General features: G+C 63.9%; 25 protein-coding genes and 1 pseudogene. 13 read left to right on the top strand and 13 right to left on the bottom strand.

The window, feature by feature from the left end:
• Window positions 1-205: 205 nt before the first annotated feature.
• Window positions 206-1,192: a cysteine synthase A gene (locus FXB38_RS31585; protein ID WP_148754890.1), complete on the top strand. Its 987-nt coding sequence runs from the start codon at window positions 206-208 to the stop codon at window positions 1,190-1,192.
• A 33-nt stretch (window positions 1,193-1,225) separates the two neighbouring features.
• On the opposite strand, the gene FXB38_RS31580 is transcribed toward FXB38_RS31585, so the two are convergent.
• Window positions 1,226-2,116, bottom strand: a complete 891-nt coding sequence (locus FXB38_RS31580) for a LysR family transcriptional regulator (RefSeq protein ID WP_148754889.1) — start codon at window positions 2,114-2,116, stop codon at window positions 1,226-1,228.
• A 193-nt stretch (window positions 2,117-2,309) separates the two neighbouring features.
• Here FXB38_RS31580 and dctA point away from each other — a divergent pair, with 193 nt between their 5' ends.
• Both dctA and FXB38_RS31570 read left to right on the top strand, forming a co-directional pair.
• Window positions 2,310-3,626, top strand: a complete 1,317-nt coding sequence (gene dctA, locus FXB38_RS31575; RefSeq protein ID WP_148754888.1) for a C4-dicarboxylate transporter DctA — start codon at window positions 2,310-2,312, stop codon at window positions 3,624-3,626.
• Between the two features lie 34 nt (window positions 3,627-3,660).
• Entirely contained in the window at window positions 3,661-4,824 is a 1,164-nt protein-coding gene (locus FXB38_RS31570) for a mandelate racemase/muconate lactonizing enzyme family protein (protein WP_148754887.1), read from the top strand.
• Between the two features lie 174 nt (window positions 4,825-4,998).
• Here FXB38_RS31570 and FXB38_RS31565 read toward each other — a convergent pair.
• A pseudogene (locus FXB38_RS31565) lies at window positions 4,999-5,295 on the bottom strand (MFS transporter); the annotation flags it as partial.
• A gap of 652 nt (window positions 5,296-5,947) precedes the next feature.
• On the bottom strand, window positions 5,948-7,186 hold the full coding sequence (locus FXB38_RS31560) for an MFS transporter (protein ID WP_148754886.1): 1,239 nt from the start codon (window positions 7,184-7,186) through the stop codon (window positions 5,948-5,950).
• Between the two features lie 152 nt (window positions 7,187-7,338).
• On the opposite strand from FXB38_RS31560, the gene FXB38_RS31555 reads away from it, so the two are divergent.
• Window positions 7,339-7,941 carry a TetR/AcrR family transcriptional regulator gene (locus tag FXB38_RS31555; protein ID WP_148754885.1) on the top strand — a complete coding sequence of 201 codons (603 nt, stop codon included), beginning with the start codon at window positions 7,339-7,341 and terminating at the stop codon, window positions 7,939-7,941.
• 164 nt (window positions 7,942-8,105) lie between these two features.
• Here FXB38_RS31555 and FXB38_RS31550 read toward each other — a convergent pair whose 3' ends face one another.
• Complete coding sequence (locus FXB38_RS31550) at window positions 8,106-9,479, bottom strand: PleD family two-component system response regulator (protein ID WP_148754884.1); 1,374 nt, start codon at window positions 9,477-9,479, stop codon at window positions 8,106-8,108.
• A gap of 14 nt (window positions 9,480-9,493) precedes the next feature.
• On the bottom strand, window positions 9,494-9,859 hold the full coding sequence (locus FXB38_RS31545) for a response regulator (RefSeq protein WP_008130064.1): 366 nt from the start codon (window positions 9,857-9,859) through the stop codon (window positions 9,494-9,496).
• 250 nt (window positions 9,860-10,109) lie between these two features.
• Here FXB38_RS31545 and FXB38_RS31540 point away from each other — a divergent pair, with 250 nt between their 5' ends.
• From FXB38_RS31540 to FXB38_RS31530, 3 genes are all read left to right on the top strand, one after another.
• Complete coding sequence (locus FXB38_RS31540; protein WP_148754883.1) at window positions 10,110-10,421, top strand: DUF3572 domain-containing protein; 312 nt, start codon at window positions 10,110-10,112, stop codon at window positions 10,419-10,421.
• A complete protein-coding gene (locus tag FXB38_RS31535) occupies window positions 10,418-11,722 on the top strand; it encodes a DNA polymerase IV (RefSeq protein WP_148754882.1) in 1,305 nt (434 codons plus the stop codon). The genes FXB38_RS31540 and FXB38_RS31535 overlap by 4 nt, the downstream gene beginning before the upstream one ends.
• 136 nt (window positions 11,723-11,858) lie before the next feature.
• Window positions 11,859-12,266: an ACT domain-containing protein gene (locus FXB38_RS31530; RefSeq protein WP_148754881.1), complete on the top strand. Its 408-nt coding sequence runs from the start codon at window positions 11,859-11,861 to the stop codon at window positions 12,264-12,266.
• A 307-nt stretch (window positions 12,267-12,573) separates the two neighbouring features.
• Here FXB38_RS31530 and FXB38_RS31525 read toward each other — a convergent pair whose 3' ends face one another.
• Both FXB38_RS31525 and FXB38_RS31520 read right to left on the bottom strand, forming a co-directional pair.
• Window positions 12,574-12,975, bottom strand: a complete 402-nt coding sequence (locus FXB38_RS31525) for a RidA family protein (protein ID WP_027559671.1) — start codon at window positions 12,973-12,975, stop codon at window positions 12,574-12,576.
• Window positions 12,976-13,148: 173 nt separating this feature from the next.
• Entirely contained in the window at window positions 13,149-13,994 is an 846-nt protein-coding gene (locus FXB38_RS31520; protein ID WP_148754880.1) for a cell envelope integrity EipB family protein, read from the bottom strand.
• 253 nt (window positions 13,995-14,247) lie between these two features.
• Between FXB38_RS31520 and FXB38_RS31515 the strand changes: the two genes are divergently transcribed.
• The 4 genes from FXB38_RS31515 (at window position 14,248) to FXB38_RS31500 (ending at window position 17,258) form a co-directional block, all read left to right on the top strand.
• Complete coding sequence (locus tag FXB38_RS31515; RefSeq protein WP_008130072.1) at window positions 14,248-14,715, top strand: RidA family protein; 468 nt, start codon at window positions 14,248-14,250, stop codon at window positions 14,713-14,715.
• 10 nt (window positions 14,716-14,725) lie between these two features.
• The gene (locus tag FXB38_RS31510) at window positions 14,726-15,478 is read left to right on the top strand and encodes a glycerophosphodiester phosphodiesterase (protein WP_148754879.1); all 753 of its coding nucleotides are present in this window, start codon (window positions 14,726-14,728) and stop codon (window positions 15,476-15,478) included.
• 48 nt (window positions 15,479-15,526) lie between these two features.
• Window positions 15,527-16,768: a GNAT family N-acetyltransferase gene (locus FXB38_RS31505; RefSeq protein WP_148754878.1), complete on the top strand. Its 1,242-nt coding sequence runs from the start codon at window positions 15,527-15,529 to the stop codon at window positions 16,766-16,768.
• Between the two features lie 64 nt (window positions 16,769-16,832).
• Window positions 16,833-17,258 carry an HIT domain-containing protein gene (locus FXB38_RS31500; protein WP_148754877.1) on the top strand — a complete coding sequence of 142 codons (426 nt, stop codon included), beginning with the start codon at window positions 16,833-16,835 and terminating at the stop codon, window positions 17,256-17,258.
• A 3-nt stretch (window positions 17,259-17,261) separates the two neighbouring features.
• Here the strand turns inward: FXB38_RS31500 and tsaA are convergent, their stop codons facing one another.
• The 5 genes from tsaA to FXB38_RS31475 all read right to left on the bottom strand — a co-directional run bounded on the left by tsaA (window position 17,262) and on the right by FXB38_RS31475 (window position 20,682).
• Window positions 17,262-17,753, bottom strand: a complete 492-nt coding sequence (tsaA, locus tag FXB38_RS31495) for a tRNA (N6-threonylcarbamoyladenosine(37)-N6)-methyltransferase TrmO (protein ID WP_148754876.1) — start codon at window positions 17,751-17,753, stop codon at window positions 17,262-17,264.
• A gap of 31 nt (window positions 17,754-17,784) precedes the next feature.
• Window positions 17,785-18,135 carry an AzlD domain-containing protein gene (locus FXB38_RS31490; RefSeq protein ID WP_148754875.1) on the bottom strand — a complete coding sequence of 117 codons (351 nt, stop codon included), beginning with the start codon at window positions 18,133-18,135 and terminating at the stop codon, window positions 17,785-17,787.
• The gene (locus tag FXB38_RS31485) at window positions 18,132-18,872 is read right to left on the bottom strand and encodes an AzlC family ABC transporter permease (RefSeq protein WP_148754874.1); all 741 of its coding nucleotides are present in this window, start codon (window positions 18,870-18,872) and stop codon (window positions 18,132-18,134) included. The genes FXB38_RS31490 and FXB38_RS31485 overlap by 4 nt, the downstream gene beginning before the upstream one ends.
• 105 nt (window positions 18,873-18,977) lie before the next feature.
• The gene (locus FXB38_RS31480) at window positions 18,978-19,457 is read right to left on the bottom strand and encodes a hypothetical protein (protein ID WP_148754873.1); all 480 of its coding nucleotides are present in this window, start codon (window positions 19,455-19,457) and stop codon (window positions 18,978-18,980) included.
• A 202-nt stretch (window positions 19,458-19,659) separates the two neighbouring features.
• Window positions 19,660-20,682 carry a lytic transglycosylase domain-containing protein gene (locus FXB38_RS31475; RefSeq protein WP_246230271.1) on the bottom strand — a complete coding sequence of 341 codons (1,023 nt, stop codon included), beginning with the start codon at window positions 20,680-20,682 and terminating at the stop codon, window positions 19,660-19,662.
• Between the two features lie 39 nt (window positions 20,683-20,721).
• Here FXB38_RS31475 and FXB38_RS31470 point away from each other — a divergent pair, with 39 nt between their 5' ends.
• Together FXB38_RS31470 and FXB38_RS31465 are read left to right on the top strand one after the other, a co-directional pair.
• A complete protein-coding gene (locus tag FXB38_RS31470; RefSeq protein WP_148754871.1) occupies window positions 20,722-21,738 on the top strand; it encodes a TRAP transporter substrate-binding protein in 1,017 nt (338 codons plus the stop codon).
• Between the two features lie 72 nt (window positions 21,739-21,810).
• Window positions 21,811-22,449: an HAD family hydrolase gene (locus FXB38_RS31465; protein WP_148754870.1), complete on the top strand. Its 639-nt coding sequence runs from the start codon at window positions 21,811-21,813 to the stop codon at window positions 22,447-22,449.
• On the opposite strand, the gene FXB38_RS31460 is transcribed toward FXB38_RS31465, so the two are convergent.
• Window positions 22,446-23,486 (bottom strand): phenylacetaldoxime dehydratase family protein, encoded by a 1,041-nt coding sequence (locus FXB38_RS31460; RefSeq protein ID WP_148754869.1) that lies wholly within the window; start codon window positions 23,484-23,486, stop codon window positions 22,446-22,448. The genes FXB38_RS31465 and FXB38_RS31460 overlap by 4 nt on opposite strands.
• Window positions 23,487-23,493 lie beyond the last annotated feature (7 nt).

The raw sequence follows: 23,493 nt of genomic DNA, 5'->3' as shown, positions 1-23,493 counted from the left end.
CCCAAAGTTCAACTGCGTATCCGACGGATGAGGACAGTTCGGCGCATGCTGCCCTGGCCACAAGCGAAAACGAAACACCGCACGGGAATAAAATCGCCGATTGAGCGGCCTGCACGCCAAAACCGTTGCCTGGATCGCCTGAACTAGAGAACGGAATTGCCCGCTGAACAGCCTAAAGTTGCGGAAGCGTGAAGGTGGGCAGGCGATGAACGGTGTGCGAACGGGATTTTTGGACTCCATCGGCAACACGCCATTGATCAGGTTGCGAATGGCGTCGGAGGCCACGGGCTGCGAGATCTACGGCAAGGCTGAATTTCTCAATCCCGGTGGCTCGATCAAGGATCGGGCGGCCCTCGCCATGATCAATGATGCCGAGCAGAGCGGCAAGCTCGGACCCGGCGGTGTCATTGTCGAAGGCACGGCCGGAAATGTCGGCATCGGTATTGCGCTCGTGGCCAATGCACGCGGTTATCGAAGCGTGATCGTGATGCCCGACACGCAAAGTCAGGAAAAGAAGGATATGTTGCGGTTGTGCGGTGCGGACCTGCGACTGGTCCCCGCCGTTCCCTATTCGAATCCCGGTCACTACGCTCACTACTCCGGCCAGCTCGCCGAAGAGCTCGGTGCGTTCTGGGCTAATCAGTTCGACAACGTTGCCAATCGCGAGGGCCACTACCGCACGACGGGACCTGAGATTTGGCAACAAACCGGCGGAAAAATCGACGGCTTTACGTGTGCCGTCGGCAGTGGGGGGACTTTGGGTGGGGTTGCGCGAGCGCTCAAGGAGCGCAATCCAGCCGTCAGGATTGCGCTCAGCGACCCCATGGGGGCCGCGCTCTACAACTGGTTCACCAAGGGCGAGCTGACGATCGAAGGAGACTCGATCACTGAAGGCATCGGGCAAGTGCGTGTGACAAGGAACCTGGAAGGCACGCCAATCGACACGGCGTATCGGATCACGGACGAGGAAGCGCTCCCCGTTCTATTCGACCTGATCGAGCATGAAGGACTTGTGCTCGGCGGGTCGAGTGCCATCAACATCGTTGGCGCCATGCGGCTCGCGCGCGACCTCGGCCCGGGCAAGACCATCGTGACCATCCTCGCGGATGGCGGACAGCGCTATCAATCCAAGCTGTTCAACCCGGACTTCCTGCGTCAGAAAAATCTCCCCACCCCACGTTGGATGCAATAGCAACCCGGCAGCGCGTGGCTGCCGAGTGTTTCTTCAGCCGACCTCTGCGGCTTCGAATGCCGACCACAGAGCTTCAACTTCTTGCCCCTGTCGTGCTGCCGGGCGGAACAGCCGTATCTCGATCGGGACCGCGGACTTGGCGTCCCCAGCCTCGACGAGCGAACCCGCCTCGATGTCGTCTTCCGCCAGCGTTCGAGGAAGCCAGGCGACACCGTCTCCGGACCTGACCATCGAGAGCAGCGTCGCGGCGAGATGCGACGTGAAGATCTTCTTCAGGTCCCTCTTCGCCAACTGGCTTGCCACGATGCGGCCCAGCCCCGACTGCGGGCTGTAGGCCAGGTAGGGGACGGTCTCGTCGTTCTGCAGCGACCACCGCGGCTTCCGGCCGGCGTCAGCGACGCTGAGGGGAACGAGCGTGTCGGTCCCCACGACGATGCTCTTGAACTGCCTGGTGTCGAGCCGGCTGCCCATGCTGCGGTGGTAGTGGCACAACAGGAACGACACGTCGCCCCGGAGCATCATCCGCTCGCACGCCAACATGCTGTCCGAGACGAGATTGAGATTGCCCAAGGCGAGAATCTTCTCGCTGCTCCGGACCCACTTCGGAAAGAACGTGAACGACAGCACGTGCGTCGCCGCGATCGACAGCGGCCCCGTGCCCCGTCCGGCCACTTCGAGTGTTTCGCGGCGCAACTGATGCAGCGCCCGGGTCAGAATTTCGGCCTGGCCATGGAAATGCTCGCCGGCAGGCGTGAGCGTCACGCTGTGTGTCGTTCGAACGAATAGCGGCGCCCCCACCCATTCCTCCAATGCCCGGATCCGCCGGCTGAAGGCCGGCTGGGTCACGTGACGGGCTTCGGCCGCCTTGGAGAAGCTCAAGGTCTCCGAGAGAGCCAGATAATCCTCGAACCAGATCAGCTCCATCGGTGATGCCTAACCGGCATGACTAATCTCGGCAACAGCATTGGCGTTCTCTCCGGCCGAAGCCTACGGATCGTCGCAAGCTACACAACACCACAGCAGCACGGAAGCCGTTCCGGAGACCGGAGTGACCCTTCCCAAACAGCGACAGAGGCCCCCAAGGCCCGGCATAGACGTAGCCGTCAGGGAGAAAACATTGAAAAATTCGCCTTCTTTCGGATATTTGAGCGAACTCTACGTGCAGGTCCTGCTTGCTATCGTGCTGGGCGGCCTGCTCGGTTATCTCTGGCCCCAGGTCGGAACCAGCCTTCAGCCGCTCGCCGACGGCTTCATCAAGCTGATCAAGATGCTGCTGTCGCCGATCATTTTCGGTACGGTCGTTGTCGGCATAGCCAGGATGAGCGACATCAAGGAGGTCGGCCGGATTGGCGTGAAGTCGCTGATCTACTTCGAGGTGGTCTCGACCTTGGCCCTTGTCATCGGCCTGGTCGTCGTCAACGTGATCAAGCCCGGCGCCGGCATGAACATCGACGCCAGCCACATCGATGCGGGATCGATCTCGGCCTACGTGAAGGCCGCCGACGGCAACCACGGCTTCGTGCAATTCCTGCTCGACATCATCCCGAACACGATCGTCGATGCCTTCGCCAAGGGGATGATGCTGCAGGTCATCCTGGTTTCGGTGCTGATCGGCATCGCCATGGTCCAACTCGGCGACTACGGCAAGCCGTTGGTGAACGTCATCGACATCCTGCTGCACGCCCTGTTCCGGGTCGTGGCCATGGTCATGCGCCTCGCGCCGCTGGGCGCTGGAGCGGGAGTCGCCTTCACGATCGGGAAATACGGGATCGCGACGCTCTGGTCACTCGGCTATCTGATGCTCGGCGTCTACATTACCACGATCCTCTTCGTCGTATTGGTGCTCGGCGGCATCGCGGCGTGGGCCGGTTTTCCGCTGCCGCAGTTCTTGCGCTACTTCAAGGACGAGATCCTCATCGTCTTGGGCACCTGCTCGACGGAGGCGGTGATGCCGCAGATGCTGGTCAAGCTTGAGCGGCTCGGTTGCGACAAGACCGTCGTCGGCATGGTGCTGCCCACCGGCTACACGTTCAACGCCGACGGAACCTCCATTTACCTTTCGATGGCCGCTGTCTTCGTCGCTCAGGCGACGAACACGGATCTTTCTCTCGGCGACCAGATCGTCCTGCTGGGCGTGCTTCTTTTGACGTCGAAGGGATCGGCAGGCGTCGCCGGCGCTGGCTTCGTGACGCTCGCCGCAACCCTGTCGTCGATCCACACCGTTCCCGTCGCCGGCCTCGTTCTTCTGCTCGGCGTCGACCGCTTCATGAACGAAGCCCGCGCCGTGACCAATCTCATCGGCAACGGGATCGCGACGATCGCGATCGCCAAGTGGGACGGCGCCTTCGATCAGAAGCAGGCGATGGAAGCCATGCGGCTGCGCCATGACAAGCCCGCCACTGCCGAGACCGAAGTTCTGGCGACCGATCCCTAACCGAAGACATCAACAACCACAGAAAGATAACGCCATGCGTATCGTAGACGTCGTCGAGACGACCAAGCCAATCTCGTCACCGATCCGGAATGCCTACATCGATTTTTCGAAGATGACTTCCAGCCTCGTCGCCGTCGTGACTGACGTCGTCCGCGACGGGCGGCGGGTGGTCGGCTATGGCTTCAATTCGAACGGCCGCTATGGTCAGGGCGGGCTGATCCGGGAGCGCTTTCGCGACCGCATCCTCGAAGCCGAACCCGCGAGCTTGCTGAACGACGATGGCACCAATCTCGATCCGCATCGCATCTGGACGAAGATGATGTCGAACGAGAAGCCCGGCGGTCACGGCGAGCGCTCGGTCGCGGTCGGAACGCTCGACATGGCGATCTGGGATGCGACCGCGAAGATTGCCGGCAAGCCCCTGTTTCGCCTGCTCGCGGACATGAAGGGCAAGGAGGCCAACCCGCGGGTCTTCGTCTACGCTGCCGGCGGCTACTACTATCCCGGCAAGGACAACTCCGCGCTGCAGGCGGAAATGCGCGGCTACCTGAACCGCGGCTACAACGTCGTGAAGATGAAGATCGGCGGCGCGTCGATCGACGAGGACCGCGGCCGCATCGAGGCCGTGCTCAAGGAGATCGGGTCGCAGGCCAGGCTGGCCGTCGATGCCAATGGTCGCTTCGATCTCGAGACCGGCATCGCCTATGCCAAGATGCTGCGCGAGTACCCGCTGTTCTGGTATGAGGAGATCGGCGATCCGCTCGACTACGCCCTCCAGGCCGCCGTCGCGGAATTCTATCCCGGCCCGATGGCCACGGGCGAGAACCTGTTCTCGCACCAGGACGCCCGCAACCTGCTCCGCTACGGCGGCATGCGTCCGGATCGCGACTGGCTGCAGTTCGACTGTGCTTTGTCCTATGGTCTCGTCGAATATCTCCGGACATTGGACGTCCTGGCCCAACATGGCTGGTCACCGTCGCGATGCATCCCGCACGGCGGTCACCAGATGTCGCTGAACATCGCCGCCGGCCTGGGGCTCGGCGGCAACGAGAGCTACCCCGACCTCTTCCAGCCGTACGGGGGATTTCCGGATTCGGTCCGGGTTGAAGACGGCCATATCATCATGCCGGACATTCCGGGCATCGGCTTCGAAGGCAAGTCGGATCTGATCAAGGTCATGCGCGAACTGGCCGAATAGGCCGGCAGTTCAGGCGAAAGCGCCGTCACAAGCGATCCCGCATAGGACGAGAAGTTCGTTGCGGGGTCGCTGGCACACACATCAACGTTGGCGGCAGAAGCGGCCAGTCGCAACCAGGCGTCGCGACATCCGCGTCATACCTATCGTCATACCTATAATGAGCCCTCGCCTCGCCTACGCCGTCCGCAACACCGGCGCTGGTGGCTGCGACGGACGGATCAGCGCGAAGGCGACCTGGATGATGCCGCCGGCAAGGCCCAGCGCCACGCCGATGCGCCAGGCCATGGTGTAGGAGCCGAGCTGGTCGTAGATCAGCCCTCCTCCGTAGGCGCCGAGGAAGCTGCCGATCTGGTGGCTCATGAAGGCGAGGCCCTGGATCATCGCCTGCCAGCGCAGCCCGAACATCTCGGCGACGGCGCCCGCGACGAGCGGGCCGACGCCCATCCCCGTGATCGCGCCGAACAGCAGCGTCAATTGCAAACTCGTGTCCTGGACGCGCTGCAGCGTGACAACGCTGCAGCGTAGAGCCGGGACCCAGAAAGCAAGCGGATCGCTGCTGCATGGGCCCCGGCTCTGCAGCGCACCGTCGAAGTGACGCTGCGCTGCGTCCGGGGCACGAGACCTTGGTTCGGTCGCGCACCTGCCTCCGCATTCGTCATTGCGAGCGCAGCGAAGCAATCCAGAATCCCTCCGCGGCAAGACTCTGGATTGCTTCGCGGAGCTTGTCATCGGGCCGCGCTTCGCGCGGGCCCGGTGGCTCGCAATGACGGAGTGCGGGCTGACAGCGTCCGCCACCCCCGTGTCCCGGACGCGCCGCAGCGTGCAACGCTGCTGCGCAGAGCCGGGATCCAGAAAGCCACAGGAACCAATGCGGAGACATGGGCCCCGGCTCTGCAGCGCACCGTCGAAGTGACGCTGCGCTGCGTCCGGGGTACGAGAGCCGAGTCTGCTAGACGCGCGGGAGTCAACGCTGAGGTCGGATGGCTTCACGAAGCTTGTCGTGATACGATAAGCACCCAGCCTAAATGACGGACTGGCTCGCTTGATCGGGCGCCCGCGAAATTATGTGCCCCGATGACGGCTAAGCCGTCAGCTTCCGCCGGGCTATGCGCCCATGCCTCGCCTAAGCCGTCCGCAACACCGGCGCCGGCGGCTGCGACGGCCGGATCAGCGCGAAGGCGACCTGGATGATGCCGCCGGCAAGGCCCAGCGCCACGCCGATGCGCCAGGCCACGGTGTAGGAGCCGAGCTGGTCGTAGATCACCCCTCCTCCGTACGCGCCGAGGAAGCTGCCGATCTGGTGGCTCATGAAGGCAAGGCCCTGGATCATGGCCTGCCAGCGCAGGCCGAACATCTCGGCGACGGCGCCCGCGACCAGCGGGCCGACGCCCATCCAGAGGAAGCCCATGATGGCGCCGAACAGCAGCGTCGATGCCGGTGTGGCCGGCAGCATGAAATACCAGGCAAGCGCGAGCGAGCGGAAGATGTAGATGCCGCCGAGCAATGCCAGCTTGTTCCAGCGCTGGCCGGCCCAGCCGAAGAACAGCGAGCCCAGCACGTTGAAGCCGCCGATCATGCCGAGCGTCTGCGCGCTCAGCATCGGATCGAGGCCGCAGATCGCCAGATACGACGGCAGATGCGTGGTGAGGAACACCAGCTGCATGCCGCAGACGAGATAGGCGCAGGTCATCACCACGAAGGAGGCGTTGCCGAACGCGGTCTTCGCCGCAGTCATGGCCGTGGCATCGCCGATGTCATCGGCGGCCGGCTTCGGCAGCGGAATCGCGTCGACGCGGCCGGCGTACCAGGCCGCGGGAATCATCAGCACCGACATCACCACGAAGCCGGCAAGCCCGATGCGCCAGCCAAATCCCTCGTTGAGCATCTGCCCGATCGGCGCCGACAGCAGCGCGCCGAGCGAGCCCGCACCGGAGACGATGCCGAGCACGGTCGAGCGCACCGTTGCGGGCACCGCGCGTGCCGCCACGGACATCGCGATCGCAGCCGCAGTGCAGGCGAGCGAGGTGCCGATCAGCACGCCGGCGCCGATCATGATGGCGACAAGACCGTTCGCGGTCGCCATCAGGATGAGGCCCACGATGTACATCAAGGCGCCCACGATCATGATCGGGCGAAAACCGTAGCGCGTGGTCATCGCACCGGCGAGCGGCTGGAGGAAGCCCCAGGCGAGGTTCTGCACGGCGAGTGCCAGCGTGAAGTCCGACACCGAGAGGTGAATGTCGTGTGTCAGCGGCTGCATGAAGATGCCGAGCGATTGCCGCAGCCCCATGCTCAGCGTCAGCATGATCGAGGCGCCGATCAGGATCGGCAATGTCGGACGCAGGACCTGCAACAGGGGCATTGTTGTTCTCCCTCATGGGCACGGCGCGCGTGCCGGCGTCTGCAATTCGCGCTGATTTTGGGTACACAGACCTGTGTAATTAGTCTATAGAAGGGTTGCACTGTCAAGCCAAGAGAAGCTCAAGAGAAGCTCAACAGGACTTATCCGGCCGCATGGCTCCCCCGCCCGCCCCACAGACGATGAAAGAGCGGATCCTCGAGACCGCCGATAAGCTGTTCTATCTGCAAGGCATTCGCGCCATCGGCGTCGACACCATCGCGGCCGAGATCGGCATCTCCAAGCGGACGCTCTACAACCACTTCCCGTCCAAGGACGCGCTGATCGCCGCCTATCTGGAACGCCGCTTCGTAGCTCAGCGCCCCTCCGACAAGCCGCCGGCCGAGCAGATTCTCGGCACCTTCGATTCGCTGGAGCGGCGCTTTTCGGCCAAGGATTTTCGCGGCTGCCCGTTCGTGAATGCAGTCGCCGAGCTCGGCCCCTCCGACCGCGCCGTGAAGAAGATCGCCATCGCCTTCAAGGAAAGCCGCCGCGTCTGGTTTCGCGAGCGGTTGAACGAGCTTGGCGTTGCGGATGCCGACGCGCTCGCAACGCAGCTCGTGCTGCTGGTCGACGGCTCGATTGCGCAAGACCTCGTCCGCGACGATCCCGCCATGGCGCGTGCGGCGAAGGAAGCGGCGAAGGTGCTGCTGCGGAACGCGGGGGTTGATGTGGGTGGTGCGCCGATAGCAAAGGGACGCAAGCCCGCGCCGCAATAATCGCCGTCGCCGTACCTTTCGGTGTCATCACCCGCGAAGGCGGATGATCCAGTATTCCAGAGACAGTGAGGGTTGATCCGAGAAGCTGCGGCGTACTGGATTCCCCGCCTTCGCGGGGAATGACAGCGGAGCTTGTGGGACTAGCGGCTACTCCAGACTACGCCTCACGCCGCCTGCGACACCACGCGATTCCGTCCGTCGTGCTTGGCGCGGTAGAGGGCGGTATCCGCGCGCTTGAGGACGTCGGCCACCGCCTCGCCCTTCTGCTCCAGCGTGGTGAGCCCGATCGAGATCGTGACCTCGATGCGCTTGGTGCCCTTGTGGACGGCAAACGGTTCGCCCGCGATCGAGCGGCGCAGGCGTTCGGCGACCATGCCGGCGACGTGGAGATCGGTTTCCGGCATCACGATGACGAACTCCTCGCCGCCGTAGCGGCAGGCGAGATCGATGCCGCGAATCGACTTGCGCACGCGCACCGCGAACTCGCGCAGCACGTCGTCGCCGGCGTCGTGGCCGTAATTGTCGTTGATCGACTTGAAATAGTCGATGTCGAGGATCATCAGCGCCAGCGGCTTGCCGCGCGTGGATGCCTGCTCGGCCAGCGTCGCCAGATGGCTCTCCATGTAGCGACGATTGTGCAGGCCGGTGAGCGCATCGGTGATCGCCATCTCGATCGAGTTCTGCACGTTGTCGCGCAGATGATCGGTGTAGCGGCGGCGGCGGATCTGGGTGCGGGCGCGCGCCAAGAGCTCAGTCTTGTCGATGGGACGCAGCAGATAGTCGTTGACGCCGATCTCGAGACCACGAAGCAGCCGCGTGGCATTTTCCGCTTCCGCAATCGCCAGGATCGGCACGTGGCGGGTGCGCTCCAGCGAGCGGGCCTGGCTGCAGAGCCGCAGGCCATCGAAATTGTGCAGGTCGAGCGAGACGATCAGCAGGTCGTAATTGCCCTCGGCGGCGTGGAACAGCGCCTCGGTCGGATTGGACTCGACGTCGACGGTGTGCTCGGCGGCGAGGATCGTCGCCAGCCGCTCATAGGACGACTGCCGGTCGTCGACCAGCAGGATGCGGCCGCCCTTGCCTGCATCGGCGATGGCGCTGCGCTCGGGCGCCTGCATGCCGATCTCGAGCGAGGTGATGGCGCGCATGCGCAGCTCGTCCGTCATCATCTTCAGCCGCGTCAGCGAGCGCACGCGCGCGATCAGCACGACGTCGGAAACGGGCTTTGTCAGAAAATCGTCGGCGCCGGCTTCCAGTCCGCGGTTGCGGTCGGCCGGGCTGTCGAGCGCGGTGACCATCACGACGGGAATATGGTGCGTGGCCGGATCGGTCTTGAGGCGGCGGCAGACTTCAAAGCCGTCCATGTCGGGCATCATCACGTCGAGCAGGATGATGTCGCATTCGGCGCGGCGGGCCAGCGCCAGCGCCTCGGTGCCGTTCGAGGCGGTCATCACGTCGAAATATTCGGCGGACAGGCGGGCTTCGAGGAGTTTGACGTTGGCGGGAACGTCGTCGACAACCAGGATACGCGCGGACACTTTGAACTCACTTCCTATCCGATAAAACGCCGGACCGTCTCGATGAATTTGCCGACCGAGATCGGCTTGGACAAATAGGCTTCGCACCCGCCCTCGCGGATGCGCTCTTCGTCGCCCTTCATCGCGAACGCCGTGACCGCGACGACGGGAATGGAGCGCAGCTCCGGATCGTCCTTGATCCAGCGCGTCACCTCGAGCCCCGAGACCTGCGGCAATTGAATATCCATCAGCACCAGGTCGGGCCGCATCTTGCGGACGAGGTCGAGCGCCTCGTAGCCGTTGCTGGTTCCCGAGGTCTGGTAGCCGTGCGCCTCCAACAGGTCGCGGAAGAGCTTCATGTTGAGCTCGTTGTCTTCCACGATCAGGACGGTCTTAGCCATCCCGCCCTCCAGTTGGTCCCAAAGACCGATGCATGTGACGCCTCAGGCGCCGCTTTCCGGCGCTTCGAAAACTGGATTCAAACTAGCCTCAGATTCGCTTGAGTTTCGTTAAACCCGAGGGGCCACTTTCTGCGATGTGGTTTCCAGTTGCTTGTCTGGGGTCGCAAGACTCAGGCACGAGACTCACTCCCAAGACTCGGGCATGATCCAAAGTAGACACTGAAAGTTAATGGAAAGGCAAACCGGGCCCGTGAAAAAGCCTGTTCACAACCCTCGCGAAGTCGCTGAAATCGTTGCGATTCAGGCGCTGTCCTTTGTGGCGGGCGATCCCGAAAGGCTGGGCCTGTTCCTGGCTGAGACAGGGGTCGGCCCGGAGACACTCCGGAACGCCGCCTCGGACCCCAATTTCCTGCTCAGCGTGCTCGATTTCGTGCTGCGCGATGACGACACCGTGAAGGCCTTTGCCAAGGCCTTGGAGCTGCATCCGACCAACGTTGCCGCAGCGCGGCAGGTGCTGGGCGATGCGCTCGGCGACCGGACCTGGGAGCGCGACGTGCCGTGAGCGCCGCCGATCCGGCCGGGCCCCGCTGCTTCTGCCGGGATTGTCTGGCCGATCTGGACATCGGTTTGCAGAATTTCGGCCTGCGGCGCTGTTCCGCCTGCGGATCCCCTCGCCTCGTCCGCCACCGCGCGCTCGCGAGCCTGACCATCGCCCATATCGACTGCGACGCCTTCTATGCAACGGTCGAGAAGCGCGACAATCCTGACATCGCCGACAAGCCCGTCATCATCGGCGGGGGCAGACGCGGCGTGGTGTCGGCCGCCTGCTACATCGCGCGCACCTATGGCGTGCGCTCGGCGATGCCGATGTTCAAGGCCCTGGAAGCCTGTCCGCATGCAATCGTGATCCCGCCCGACATGGCGAAATACGTCCGGGTCGGGCGCGAGGTGCGACAGGCCATGCAGGCGCTGACGCCGCTGGTCGAGCCGCTGTCGATCGACGAGGCCTTTCTCGATCTCTCCGGCACCGAGCGCGTGCACGGCATGATCCCGGCGAAGGTGCTGGCACGCTTTGCCCGAGACGTCGAGCGCGATGTCGGCATCTCCGTCTCGGTCGGCCTGTCCTGCAACAAGTTTTTGGCCAAGATCGCCTCCGATCTCGACAAGCCGCGCGGCTTTGCTGCGCTCGATCAGGAGGGAGCGCGCACGATGCTGGCTTCGAGGCCGGTCGGCTTCATCTTCGGCGTGGGACCGGCGACGCAGGAGCGCCTGGTCCAGCGCGGCTTCCGCCTCATCGCCGACCTGCAGAAGGCCGACGAGATCGAGCTGATGCGGCAGTTTCCGAGCGACGGCCGCAGGCTGTGGCGGCTCGCCCGCGGCATCGACGATCGCCGTGTCGAGGCCGATCGCGGCGCCAAGACGATTTCGAGCGAAACCACATTCGAGACCGACATCCGCGATTTCGCCTCGCTGGAAAAGATCCTGTGGCGGCTGTGCGAGAAGACGTCGTCGCGGCTCAAGAGCAGCGAGCTTGCCGGCTCGACCGTCACGCTGAAATTGAAGACGGCCGATTTCCGCCAGCGCACGCGCTCGCAGTCGATCGCAGCGCCGACGCAGCTCGCCGCAAAGATCTTTTCGATCTGCCGCGAGATGTTGGCGAAAGAGATCGACGGCACCGCCTTCCGCCTGATGGGCGCCGGCGTCAGCGCACTGCGCGAAGGCTCCCCCGCCGACGACACCGACATGCTCGACCGCCGCGCCGCGCATGCCGAGCGCGCGGTGGACAGCCTGCGCAAGAAGTTCGGCAGCGCCGCCGTCATTCGGGGCATCGCATATGACGGCCCGGAGAAAGCGCAGGAATGATGGCAAAGTGCATCCACATCGTCATTGCGAGCGCAGCGAAGCAATCCAGACTGTCACCGCGGAAAGATTCTGGATTGCTTCGCTGCGCTCGCAATGACGGGATACGGCGGGCCCCGTTCCCGAGAGACAAACGGCTGTGACAGGTGAACGCGATCTCAGCGTGCTACTGAAACACATGAAACCGGAGCTGCAGCCGGGCACCTTCGTGTTCTGCACCATCGCGGCAAACGAGGGCATTCCAGCAGGGCTCAATCCGCTGCTGATGTTCCGCGAGCAGGAAGGGACGACGCTGGTCATCCTGCGTGACGAGGCGCAAGCGGCAGGACTAAGCTACGCATTCGCCTCGCGCCTGATCACCCTGACGGTTCACTCCGCGCTCGATGCGGTCGGCTTTCTCGCCGCCATCACGGCCCGGCTCGCCGAATCCAGCATCAGCGCCAATGCAGTTTCGGCCTTCCACCACGACCATCTCTTCGTGCCGACCGACCGGGCCGACGACGCAATGATGCTGCTGCAAGAGATGTCAGTCCGAAGGATGGGTTGAGCCCTTGCGAAACCCATCTCTTCCCGCTCACCGCTCTCCGAAATCGTTGCCATCATCAGACTGATCGCCCGTTACCAACAAACAAGCGCGATGGGTTTCGCAAACGCTCAACCCATCTACGGGCTACGGGCTTTTCGAAAATGCCAGCATGGCAGAGTGCCACTGTTTTGCCCGACGCGTCAAATGGAATTCGCTAAATGCGAAATTTGTACTGGCATTGAATTGCGGTCCCCTTGCACCGCCCGCCTACTGTGCATGGGGTTGTTTTTCATTTTTTGCGGGGAGCGTGAGCCGGCGGCGCTCAGCATCAATCCGCGACTGCGATCGCTTCGATCTCGATCAGCCACTCCGGCGCCGCAAGCGCGGAGACGCCGACGAGCGTCGAGGCCGGCGGCTCCATGCCTTCGAAGAAAGCCGAGCGGGCCTTGCCGATGATCGGGCGCAGCTCCGGCTTGTAGCCGACGACGAAGGTCGTGATCTTGACGATGTTGGCATAGCTCGCGCCGGCTGCCTTCAACGCATGGCCGAGATTCTGCATCACCTGCGTGGTCTGTGCGGCAAGATCGCCCTCGCCGACGATCCGCCCTTCCTCGTCCACCGACACCTGGCCGGAGATGTAGATCGTGCGCGCGCCGGAGGCGGTGACGACGTGGGAATAAGCGGGATTGTGGTGCAGGCCGCTGGGGCGCAGATGGTCGAGCTTGGGCATGGTGCTGGCTCCCGGAGTTTGTGGTTGGGAGGGAGCGTAACCGGAGATGGCATTGAGGGCTAGCCCGTCATTGCGAGGAGCTCTTGCGACGAAGCAATCCAGAATCTTTCCGCCGAGAGATTCTGGATTGCTTCGCTGCGCTCGCAATGACGAAGGAGAGAGCGCGGGGCCCCTCAATTACAGGGCTTGCTGTCCTTGACGTCGAACTTGCCCATCGCGCCGGAAATGACAAAGTCGTTGTAGTCGAGCACGAGCTGGCGGGAGACGCCGTTTTCGTAGAGCTCGAACGACATCGCATAAACCGGCGTCTGCTCGCCTTCCTTCTGCTGGACGTCGCGGTCGAAATAGCTGACGGTCACCGGCCAGCGCTTCAGCGTTTTCATGTGCTCGTCCGACGTCGAAGGATCTGGCGAAGCAGTGCGGTCGGCAGGGATCGCCTGACCGATCACGGTCAGCGTGTTGTAGACCTTCTGGCCATCGTCGGAGCCGTCATAGACGGAGAGCTCGAGCAGCGATTTGCCGTCCTTAGCGGCGGCAATGATGTGCTGGATCTGCTCGGTCGGAAACACGATCTTGCCGTCGAGGGTGAAATTCTTCGGCGCCGGCAACTTCAGCTTGACGTTGATGTGGTCGCCGTCGCGCTCCGCCGAGCCGTCGACCAGGCCGGCCTCGGTCTCGTTCATCCGCGTCTCGATCTTGAAGCGGTAGCTTTTCCCTGTGGCGTCCTCCCAGGAATTGGAGCGGAGATCGCTGAGCGTGACCTTGCCCTCGCCGCTGTCGAGCTCGGAGACCTGGCGGAATTCGGACGTGTAGCCTTCGCAAGCACTTCCGGCGAAATTGTAGAGGATGCGGCCGCGCGCGCTGTTGATGGAATTGGAGCGCGATTTGACCAGGCTCAGATCATAGAGCGCCTGGTGTGCGAGGAACGGACCGTTCGCGGCATGCGCGCTGCCACCGGCGCCGACGGCGGCCATCGCGAGCGCCATCAGACCGAATGAAGTCCGGAAAAGGTGCACCATGTCTGTTCCCTGGGGACGCGCAGATTCGACACTTTAATGACCGTTCCATTGCGTCGCAACTGCGGCGGTTTCACGTAAAGTTGCGCCTCTCCGTTGAACCTCCTGACCTGCCTCGGGAAAATCCAGTTCACCCCGGCGTCCCGTCGCCCTATCGGCTTGCTTGCATGTGGCGGCATGATGGGCGAAACAGGGCGCGCCCGGCGGTCACCAGACCCGCCGGAGCGGATGATTTTTCAGACATCGAGGTCGAGACATGGCGGGCACGGTCGAGCAGAAACTGGCGGAACAGGGCATCAAGCTGCACGAGGCCCCCACTCCCGTCGCCAATTACGTGCCGTTCGTGCGCACCGGCAATCTGCTGTTCGTCTCCGGCCAGGTCTGCTTCGATCCCGCCGGCAAGCTGATCGCCAAGGGCAAGCTGGGCGCTGGCGTCTCGATCGAGGAAGGTGCTGCGGCGGCGCGTGGCTGTGCCGTCAACCTGCTCGCACAGGTCAAGGCGGCGCTTGGCGACCTCGACAAGGTTGTGCGCGTGGTGCGTCTCGGCGGCTTCATCAACTCGGCGCCGGACTTCCTGGACGGGCCAAAGGTTCTCAACGGCGCCTCTGACCTGATGGTCGCGGCCTTCGGTGACAAGGGCCGCCACGCCCGCACCACCGTCGGCGTCGCCTCGCTGCCCGCGGATGCGGCGGTCGAGGTCGAAGGCGTGTTCGAGGTCGCCTGAGGTCGGCATCGTGCGTGCTCCGGATTGGCTGACAGCGCGGCCGGTCGCCCATCGCGGCCTGCATGACATCTCCCGCGGTATCGTCGAGAACATGCCGGGCGCGGTGCAGGCGGCGGTTGCGGGCAATTTCTCGATCGAGGTCGACATCCAGCTCTCCGCCGACGGCGAGGCCATGGTCCACCACGACCACGCGCTTGGCCGCCTCACCGAGGCCACCGGACCGGTGGTGGCAAAGACCGCGGCGGAGCTGAAGGCCATCAGGTTCAGGGATACGCCTGAGCGGATGATGTCGCTCAGCGATCTCTGCGCCATCGTCGCCGGCCGCGTGCCGCTGGTGATCGAGGTGAAGAGCCATTTTGACGGCGACCGCAAGCTGGTGAAGCGGATGGCCGAGGTGCTGGCGTCGTATCAGGGGCAAGCGGTCGGGATGTCCTTCGACCCCGACCAGGTGCTGGCCCTGCGCGAGCTGCTGCCCTCCCGCCCGCGCGGCATCGTCGCGCAGCGGACCTATGAAGACGAGTACTGGGCCTACCTGACGCAAGCGCAGCGCGACAGCATGCTGTACCTCCGCCACGGCTTCCAGACCCAGCCCCACTTCATCGCCTTCAAGGTCGACCACCTGCCGGCGCCCGCCCCCTGGATCGCCCGAAACGTCTTCGGCTGCGCCCTGCTCGGCTGGACCGTGCGCACGCCCGAGCAGCGGGCGCGGGTTGGGCAATATGCCGATCAGATGATCTTTGAGGGCTTCGTGCCGCAGGCTTGATGTTCCCCACCCTTGAAGTCGCTGCTGCAATGCACGATCTTGGGCGCAATGCGATCATCGGACATCACGCTGGAGGCCGTACCGTCCATTGGCGAAGTCTCGCCAGAGGATTGGGACGCCTGCGCCAATCCTGGCAAGGCCTGCAACGGGCATGGCACGGGAACCTCATCCAGGCTTCCAGGCAATTCTTTCGGCCTTTTAAAGCCCGCCTATAACCCATTCGTATCTCACGCGTTTCTTTCCGCCGTTGAGAAATCGGGTTCAGCCACGATCCGCACCGGCTGGGGACCCCGGCATCTGGTGGCCAAGATCAACGACCGTGTCGCCGGCGTCGTGCCCTGCTATCTGAAATCCCATAGTCAAGGCGAGTACGTGTTCGACCGCGGCTGGGCCGACGCCTATGAGCGCGCCGGCGGACGCTATTACCCGAAGCTGCAGGTCTCTGTTCCCTTCACGCCGGCGACGGGGCCGCGGCTCCTGGTCCGCGACGGCGTCGACCACGAGCGGATCACGGAGGCACTGGCGAGCGGGCTGGTGGCGCTGTGCGGCGTCAGCAAAGCCTCCTCGGTGCACGTCACCTTTGCGCGCGAGGCCGAGTGGAAGCTGCTTGCCCAGCACGGCTTCCTCCAGCGCACCGACCAGCAGTTCCACTGGCGCAATGAGGGCTTTGCCACCTTCGACGATTTTCTGGCGACGCTGAACTCGCGCCACCGCAAATCGATCAAGCGCGAGCGACGCGATGCGCTACCCGCCGGCATCACCATCCATTGGCTCACAGGCAAGGACATCACCGAGGACGCCTGGGATGCCTTCTTCGAATTCTACATGGAGACCGGCTCGCGCAAATGGGGCCGTCCCTATCTCACGCGCGAGTTCTTCTCGCTGATCGGCGAGACCATGAGCCAGGACGTGCTGCTGGTGATGGCCCGCCGCAACGAGCGCTGGATCGCGGGCGCGATCAACTTCATCGGTTCGGACGCGCTGTTCGGCCGCAACTGGGGAGCGGTCGAGCATCATCCGTTCCTGCATTTCGAGGTCTGCTACTACCAGGCAATCGATTTCGCCATTAAGCGCGGCCTCACATATGTCGAGGCCGGCGCGCAGGGCGAGCACAAGATCGCGCGCGGCTACCTGCCGCGGACCACCCACTCTGCCCATTTCATCGCCGATCCTGGCCTGCGTCGCGCCATCGACGATTATCTCAAGCGCGAGCGTGCCTATGTCGCCGAGGCCGGACGCGAGCTCGCCGAGCTCGGCCCGTTCCGGAAAGGCATCGACGAGGCGCCTTGACCGTTTGCCATCGCTGGTGACACTAAGCGCAAAACTAAGCTCAAAATTCTTGGGAGCCGCCGCCATGACCGCCTATGATCCGAACAACATCTTCGCAAAGATCCTGCGCGGCGAGTTTCCCTGCCACAAGGTCTACGAGGACGAGCATGTCTTCGCCTTCCTCGACATCATGCCGCGGGTGCCCGGCCACACGCTGGTGATCCCGAAGGCTCCTGCCCGCAACATCCTCGACATCAAGCCCGACGACTATGCTCACGTCGCCCGCGGCACGCACAAGATCGCGGCCGCCGCGATGAAGGCCTTCAAGGCCGATGGCATCACCGTGCAGCAGTTCAACGAGGCCGCCGGCGGCCAGGTGGTGTTTCATCTCCACATGCACGTGATGCCCCGCCACGACGGCGTGGCGATGCTGCCGCCCGCGAGCCGCAAGGAAGACGTCAAGGTGCTGGAAGAGAATGCGATCAAGCTGATCGCGGCGTTGAAGAGCTGATCGTTATTCCGTCTGAAAGTCCCCCGGCTGCGGCGCAGCCAATGGCGTGAACTCGCAGCGATCAGGCTTGATATCGATCAGCGGCGTGTTGTCGAGGCAATCGAGGCCACGCACGAGAATCGTGCCGCCCTCGATGCCGACCAGCTTCACGATCGAGGTGCCGATCGGATTGGGCCGGACCGGCGAGCGCAGCGAAAACGTGCCGCGGGTCTTGTCGTTGTTCTTCGGGCTCTGCAGCACGATGTCGCGGCGCGACTTGTCGAGCCAGTAGAGCACTTCGAGATTGCTGTAGAAATCGACGCCCTTGATCGCGGGCAAGAACGGCTCGAAAATCTCGAGGCGACACACCGGGCCGTCGGCGCGGCCCTGGCGCGGCGTCTCCAGCCGCGAGGTCCAGGGGGTGCGGATGCGACCGATGAAGACGAGGCCGGCATCTTCCGTCGACGGCAGCTCGATGGCGACCTCGCCTTCGCGGAGTTCGTTTTCGCGAACCATATATCCAGTTCCTTGGCTGTTCGCGACGGTTTTAGCCCAACCACCACTTGCCGGCCAGCATGAAGACTTCGCCGGCGACAACGCCTGCGAAGATCGAGCGGCGGGTCAGCAGGAACACAACGAGGCCGGCGCCGACCGCGCCGTAGCGCAAGGCATCCGGCACGCTGGCGAGCGCGCCGGATGGCTCGACCACGATCTGGGCGATGACGCCGGCCAGGATCGCGGTCGCGACCGCCCTCACCCAGACCAGAAGCTCGGAGCCCTCGTCGATACCGCCGCCGAACCACAGGCCCAGCATGCGCCATATCTGGTTGGGAATGACGCCGGCGACGAACAGCAAGAGCAGCGCGTGCCAGTCGCCGATGAGTTGCGGGGCGCTCATGCGCGCACCTCCCGCCACCAATGCACGCCATAGGCAATCGTGCCCGCGGCAAGGCCGCTGACGAGGATGTCGAGGCCGGAGTTCATCTTCGCGGCCAGCGGATAGAGCAGAACCCCAAGCGCGAGCGCGACGACATCGGCGACCTCGCGGCTGTTGCGCGCGGTCGAGAACAGGAAGGATAGCGGCGTCAGCAGCAGGATCGCGGCGCCCAATGTCTGAGTCAGGTTGGCGGCGAGGAAATAGCCGATCGTGTTGGCGGTCAGACATACCGAGACCAGACCGAAGCCAAGTCCGTTCACAAAGGCGATGCGACGCTCGCGCGGCACTTGCGGCAGGAAGCGATGGCATTCGACCCACAACGTCACGGCCGTGAGATGCGCCGCAAAGAACAGCTCACGCCGCTTGGTCGTTGGTGTGCGCATCAGCGGCAGCACGGAGACCACCATCGGAAACAGCCGGATCGCGCTGACAGTGACCGCGATCGCCGACTGGATGACGGTCGCACCCGAACCGAGCGTGGTAATCAAAATGATCTGTGCCGGCCCGGCCCAGACGAACAGTGTCGAGCACAGCGCCCAGAGCAGGCTGAAATGGCTGTCATGGGCGAGCGCGCCGATGCCGAGATAGGTCGCGAACAGCACTAGCGTCAGGATCGTCTGCGTGATTGAACGCAGCCCCCAGGCGAAGGTGCGCCACGGACTTTGCCATTGAGGAGAATTGAGCGGAGGAAACGCCAAGGGACGGCCGGTCGGGGTTGTGGAATCGGGCCTGCATAACGGGCAATGCCGGCGGCCGCGTCAAGGAAACACGCGGCGGGGCTGGCATGCGCGGCGCAATGCTGGCTAGCGCCATGCGATGCCCGGATAGATCAGATCGAGCAAGCCGGTCCACGCCATGATAGCGCACAAGCCCAATATGGCTGCCAGGCAGAGCCGCTCATATGCATTGGCGAAGGCACGCCTGGTAACGATGAAGTAGGCAAGGGCAATCGCGATGAATGGCAGCTTGAGAGCATAAAGCAATCCATGCGGCGCCGACTGAACGATCGATTTGGCTACCGGCAGATCAAAAAACCTGATGTCGACAATGCTGGAGCCGATCTCGCCAACAAGGGTGGCCGCCAAAAGCGCCAAAATAGCGATCGTCCCTATCCAGTAGCGGTGGCAGATTAATCCGAATGCCAACAAGCTCCAGCCGAGGCAGATTGCGACTTTGCTCACCGGGACGGTCCCACTGATCGGATGCCCCTCCAGCTTCGCAGCCCAAAACAGGGCGTTGGCGAAGTCCGAATCCAATGCAAGCCAGAGCACGAAGCTCACCATACAAGCGCATGCCAGAGCAATTCTGTGGATCGTTCCGATGGGATCTCTGTGTGTCGCGCCCCCAATCACCTGCAGCAGCTCCAAAAGGCCCACCCTCCGCGGGGCGTTCGCTCCTTGATTGTCCTTTCACACCGCTGCACCCAGCGCAAGATCAATGCAGGCTATGATCCGCTCTTCGCAAAGCGAAAGCTCCAGCTATCGCCTACCCCGCCACGCCGCGGTTCTTCAGCACGAAGCAAGCCCCGCCCGCTTTCCGGATGCGGTTGCAGAGATCGTCCGCTTCGGGGCGCGTGTCGGTGCCGATGCGCACCTGGTAGAAGGGATGCGAACCGCGGCTGCGCATCACCGAGCTCAACAGGCTGGGATCGCGCTCGCCGATCACGGCGCTGAGGCGCGTGACGGCGCGGGAATACATCGCCAGCGCCTTGTTGCGATCGAAGCCCGCCGCGAGCTGAACGCCCCAGATCCTGGCGGCAGCGAGCTCGACATGCTGCTCGAGCTCGGCCACGAACGGGTTCGGTGCGCGCTTCAACAGCGCCATCAGGTCGCGGCAGCTCGTGGGCGGTGAGCTGGGCGGCCCCTTGCCGGTGCTGCCGGCCTTGGCCCACGCGTCAACCGTCGCGCCGGTGATGGCGTAGACGTAGTTGCGGGTTTGCTCCGGCATGCTACCACTGCCGGCGAGCCATTCCTGCACCCGCCGCGGCCCGGCATTGTAGGCGGCCGCAGCCAAGCCGAGATTGCCGAACTGATTGCGGAGCTCATTCAGGAACTCGGCCGATTTCGGCAGGGCCTGCACCGGATTGAAGGGATTGAGAAGCCCGCGCTCGCTCGCGGTGCCCGGCATGAACTGCGCGATCCCCTGCGCGTGCTCGCCGTTGCGCGTCATCGGGCCCACCGCATCGGCCTGGAAACGGCTTTCCTGCCAAATCACGCGGGCGAAGAATTCCAACGGCAGCTTGGCATCGCGCGCGGCCGCCTCAACGATCAGGCAGATCGATTCCCGCGTGTCGCTCTCGCGGCCATCCGCCGGCATCGCAGGCGGCATCGCCAGCTCTTCGACGCTGGGAACGGCAACGTTGGTCTTTGCGGGTGAGCTGTCCCAAGCCATCGCCTGTGTCGCGGACACAAGCAGTGCGGGGACGATGCGTGATGCAATTCGCGTCAGCCGTGCCCAAGTATCGCCGTGGCGCACGCGGGCGCGGCATGCAACAAGATGATCTGCCATGTCGTGGCGTCGTGCCATGGTTCGACGAGTTGCCAATAAATGCTGACTGACCTGCTTCTCCCAATGCGCTTCCCCGCCAAACGGATCCGCGCGATCCTTGCCCTCGCATTATTGATCCTGTCCGCCGCGCCAGCCATGGCGCAAGTGAACTGGCGGATGACCACCGAATATCCCGAGAACAACATATCCGGGATCGGGCTCAGCACTTTCGCCGATCGCGTGGCCGCGCGCACAAACGGTTTCGTGAGCGTGACCAACGCCTTCGACAATCAGCTGAAGATCAGCTCGGGCGAAATGCCGCGCGCGGCGCTGGACGGCCGGATCGCGGGCGGCGACGCCTTTGCAGGCGCGCTCTCGGGCCTCGACCCCGTGCTCAGCCTCTCGACGCTACCCTTCCTGGTGCAATCGGTCGACATCGCTCGCGCCGCCAATGCGCGCGCACGGCCGCTTTACGAAAAGGCCCTCGCCGCCCACGGCCTCAAGGTGCTCTATCTGACGATCTGGCCTGCGACGGGCCTGTGGTCGGACCGGTCGCTTGCGGGCGCTGACGACCTGCCGAAACTCAATTTGCGGGCTTACGATGCCAATTCCAGCGAGGTGATGAAGGCGGCCGGCGCGAACGCACAGTTCCTGCCGATGGACAAAGCACTTGTCGGCCTGAAGGAGCATCAACTGAACGCGTTCCTCACCTCCGGCGACGGCGGCGCGGGACGCAAGCTGTGGGACTTCCTGCCCTATTTCACGGCCATCAACTACGCGATGCCGGTCTCGATCGCCTTCGTCCACAGCGAGGCATTTGCCGCGCTACCGGAGCCGACGCAGCGCGAGGTGATGGCGGCCGCGGCCGAGACCGAGCAGAGCCAGCTCGCGCTCCTGACCCATCGCACCTCGGAGAATTATGCGCGCATGCGCGACAACGGCGTCAAGATCGCCGAGCCCGCGCCGCCATCCCTCGTCGCGGCGCTCCGAACGGCCGCAACGGGCACGATCACTGCCTGGGAGGCGCAGGCGGGCGCGGATGCCACCGCGATCGTCGAATGGACGAAGCAGCAATGATGCAACGGGTCTTGACTTGATATCCGATCCGACTAGCAACGGAACGGCAATTTCAACGCGAGCCAGCTCCTGATGGCGACAGTCTTCTTCGATCTCGACGGCACCCTGACCGACCCGAAGCCCGGGATCACGCGCTCGATCCAGTACGCCCTCGAGCGGCTGAGCCTCGCAGTGCCGAGCGAGGACGAGCTGACCTGGTGCATCGGTCCGCCGCTGCATTCGAGCCTGAAGAAGCTCACCGGAACCGACGCACTGGCCGACCAGGCGCTAATGCTCTATCGCGACCGCTTCAGCAACATCGGCCTGTTCGAGAACGAGGCCTATGCCGGTATTGTCGACACGCTGACGACGATTGCCGCGACCGGCCAGCGCATGTTCGTTGCGACCAGCAAGCCCGCCGTCTACGCCAACCGCATCGTCGAACATTTTGGCCTAAAACCCTATTTCGAGCGCGTGTTCGGCTCCGAGCTCGACGGCACGCGTGTCGACAAGTGTGACCTGCTCCGCTACGCGCTGGACGAGGCCCGCGTCGATGCAAACAGCGCCATCATGATCGGCGACCGCAGCCATGACGTGGTCGGCGCCCGCACCAACGGAATGACTGCGATCGGCGTGCTCTATGGCTATGGCAGCGAGGCCGAGCTGCGGGACGCCGGCGCGCATCACATCTGCGCCGCGCACCCGGAGCTGCTTGGCCATTGCGTCGCCTAGGCGGTGACTGTCTCGACCGCCGCAAGCATCCCCGTCTTCGGATGGCAGTTCAGATATTCGAAGAACTGCTCATCGACAGTTGCCACCGTGACCTCGTGATAGAGCCGCAACTTCGCTGACGGCCCTAGCGTGGAGAGATATTTCATCGCCGCACCGAAGATTTTCACGTGGGTCGGATGCGATTCCGCCCAGCGCTCCAGCGCAGCGAGACTTTTCCACCAGCTCTGGCCGTAGGATTTTTCACTCGCCTTGCCGTCAGCCGAGAGCACTTGCATGTAGCGGTTGGCATAGCAGCCGATCGCAAGCCCGTCGTCGCGCAGGAAGTCCATGCCCTCACGCAGCACCGGCTCGACATCGTCGAGATAGAGCTTGCGCTCCGACGCCTCCGTATCGCTCCAGTCCTGGCCTGAGCGGATCAGGCACAGGTTGTCGTTCGCCTTCACGCGCAGCCGCGCACCATCACGGATCAATTCCGGATTGCCGCCCGGCGACATCGGGTCGGTCTGCGACAGCGGAATGCGGTCGCGCATGCCGCCCCAATAGGCATGCTCCTGAACCTCGCCGCTCATGCCGTCGGCGATCATCGCGACGCCTTCGGGCCTGCCGAGCGAGGAGAACAGCGTCTCGTGCCGCGCCACCGTGGGACGCAGCACCTCGATGAAGGTGCCGATGCCGTCGCGGTGCTTTCCAGTCCACGCCTCGCGTGCCGGCACAAACCAGACGTCGAAACGCGCGATGTCGTCCCAATAGGCCACCGAGACAATGTTAGCGTGGCCGGCCTGGTCGACATAGTGCGCGCGGTCCCAATGCGAGGGACCACCTTCGCCGGCGAACAGCCCGGCGATTTCTGCGAGCGCTTCCGCCGCAGCCGCCGGCGTCGCCCCGCGATACTGCAGGCCGAAATAGGCCATCACGACGCGGCTCACCGCGGGCCTGTAGCGCGCCACGAACGATGGGTATGGCGGCTGGTAATCCTCCGGCACGCGCTTGTGGCGGGTGCGCTGTGTCTCGAGATGCAGAGGAATTGCGGATTCCATGATCGTG

It is taken from the genome of Bradyrhizobium cytisi (assembly GCF_008123515.1).
GTDB lineage: Bacteria > Pseudomonadota > Alphaproteobacteria > Rhizobiales > Xanthobacteraceae > Bradyrhizobium > Bradyrhizobium cytisi.
The sequence above is the reverse complement of the archived record's forward strand: the minus strand, read 5'-3'. Positions and strand labels throughout refer to the sequence as shown.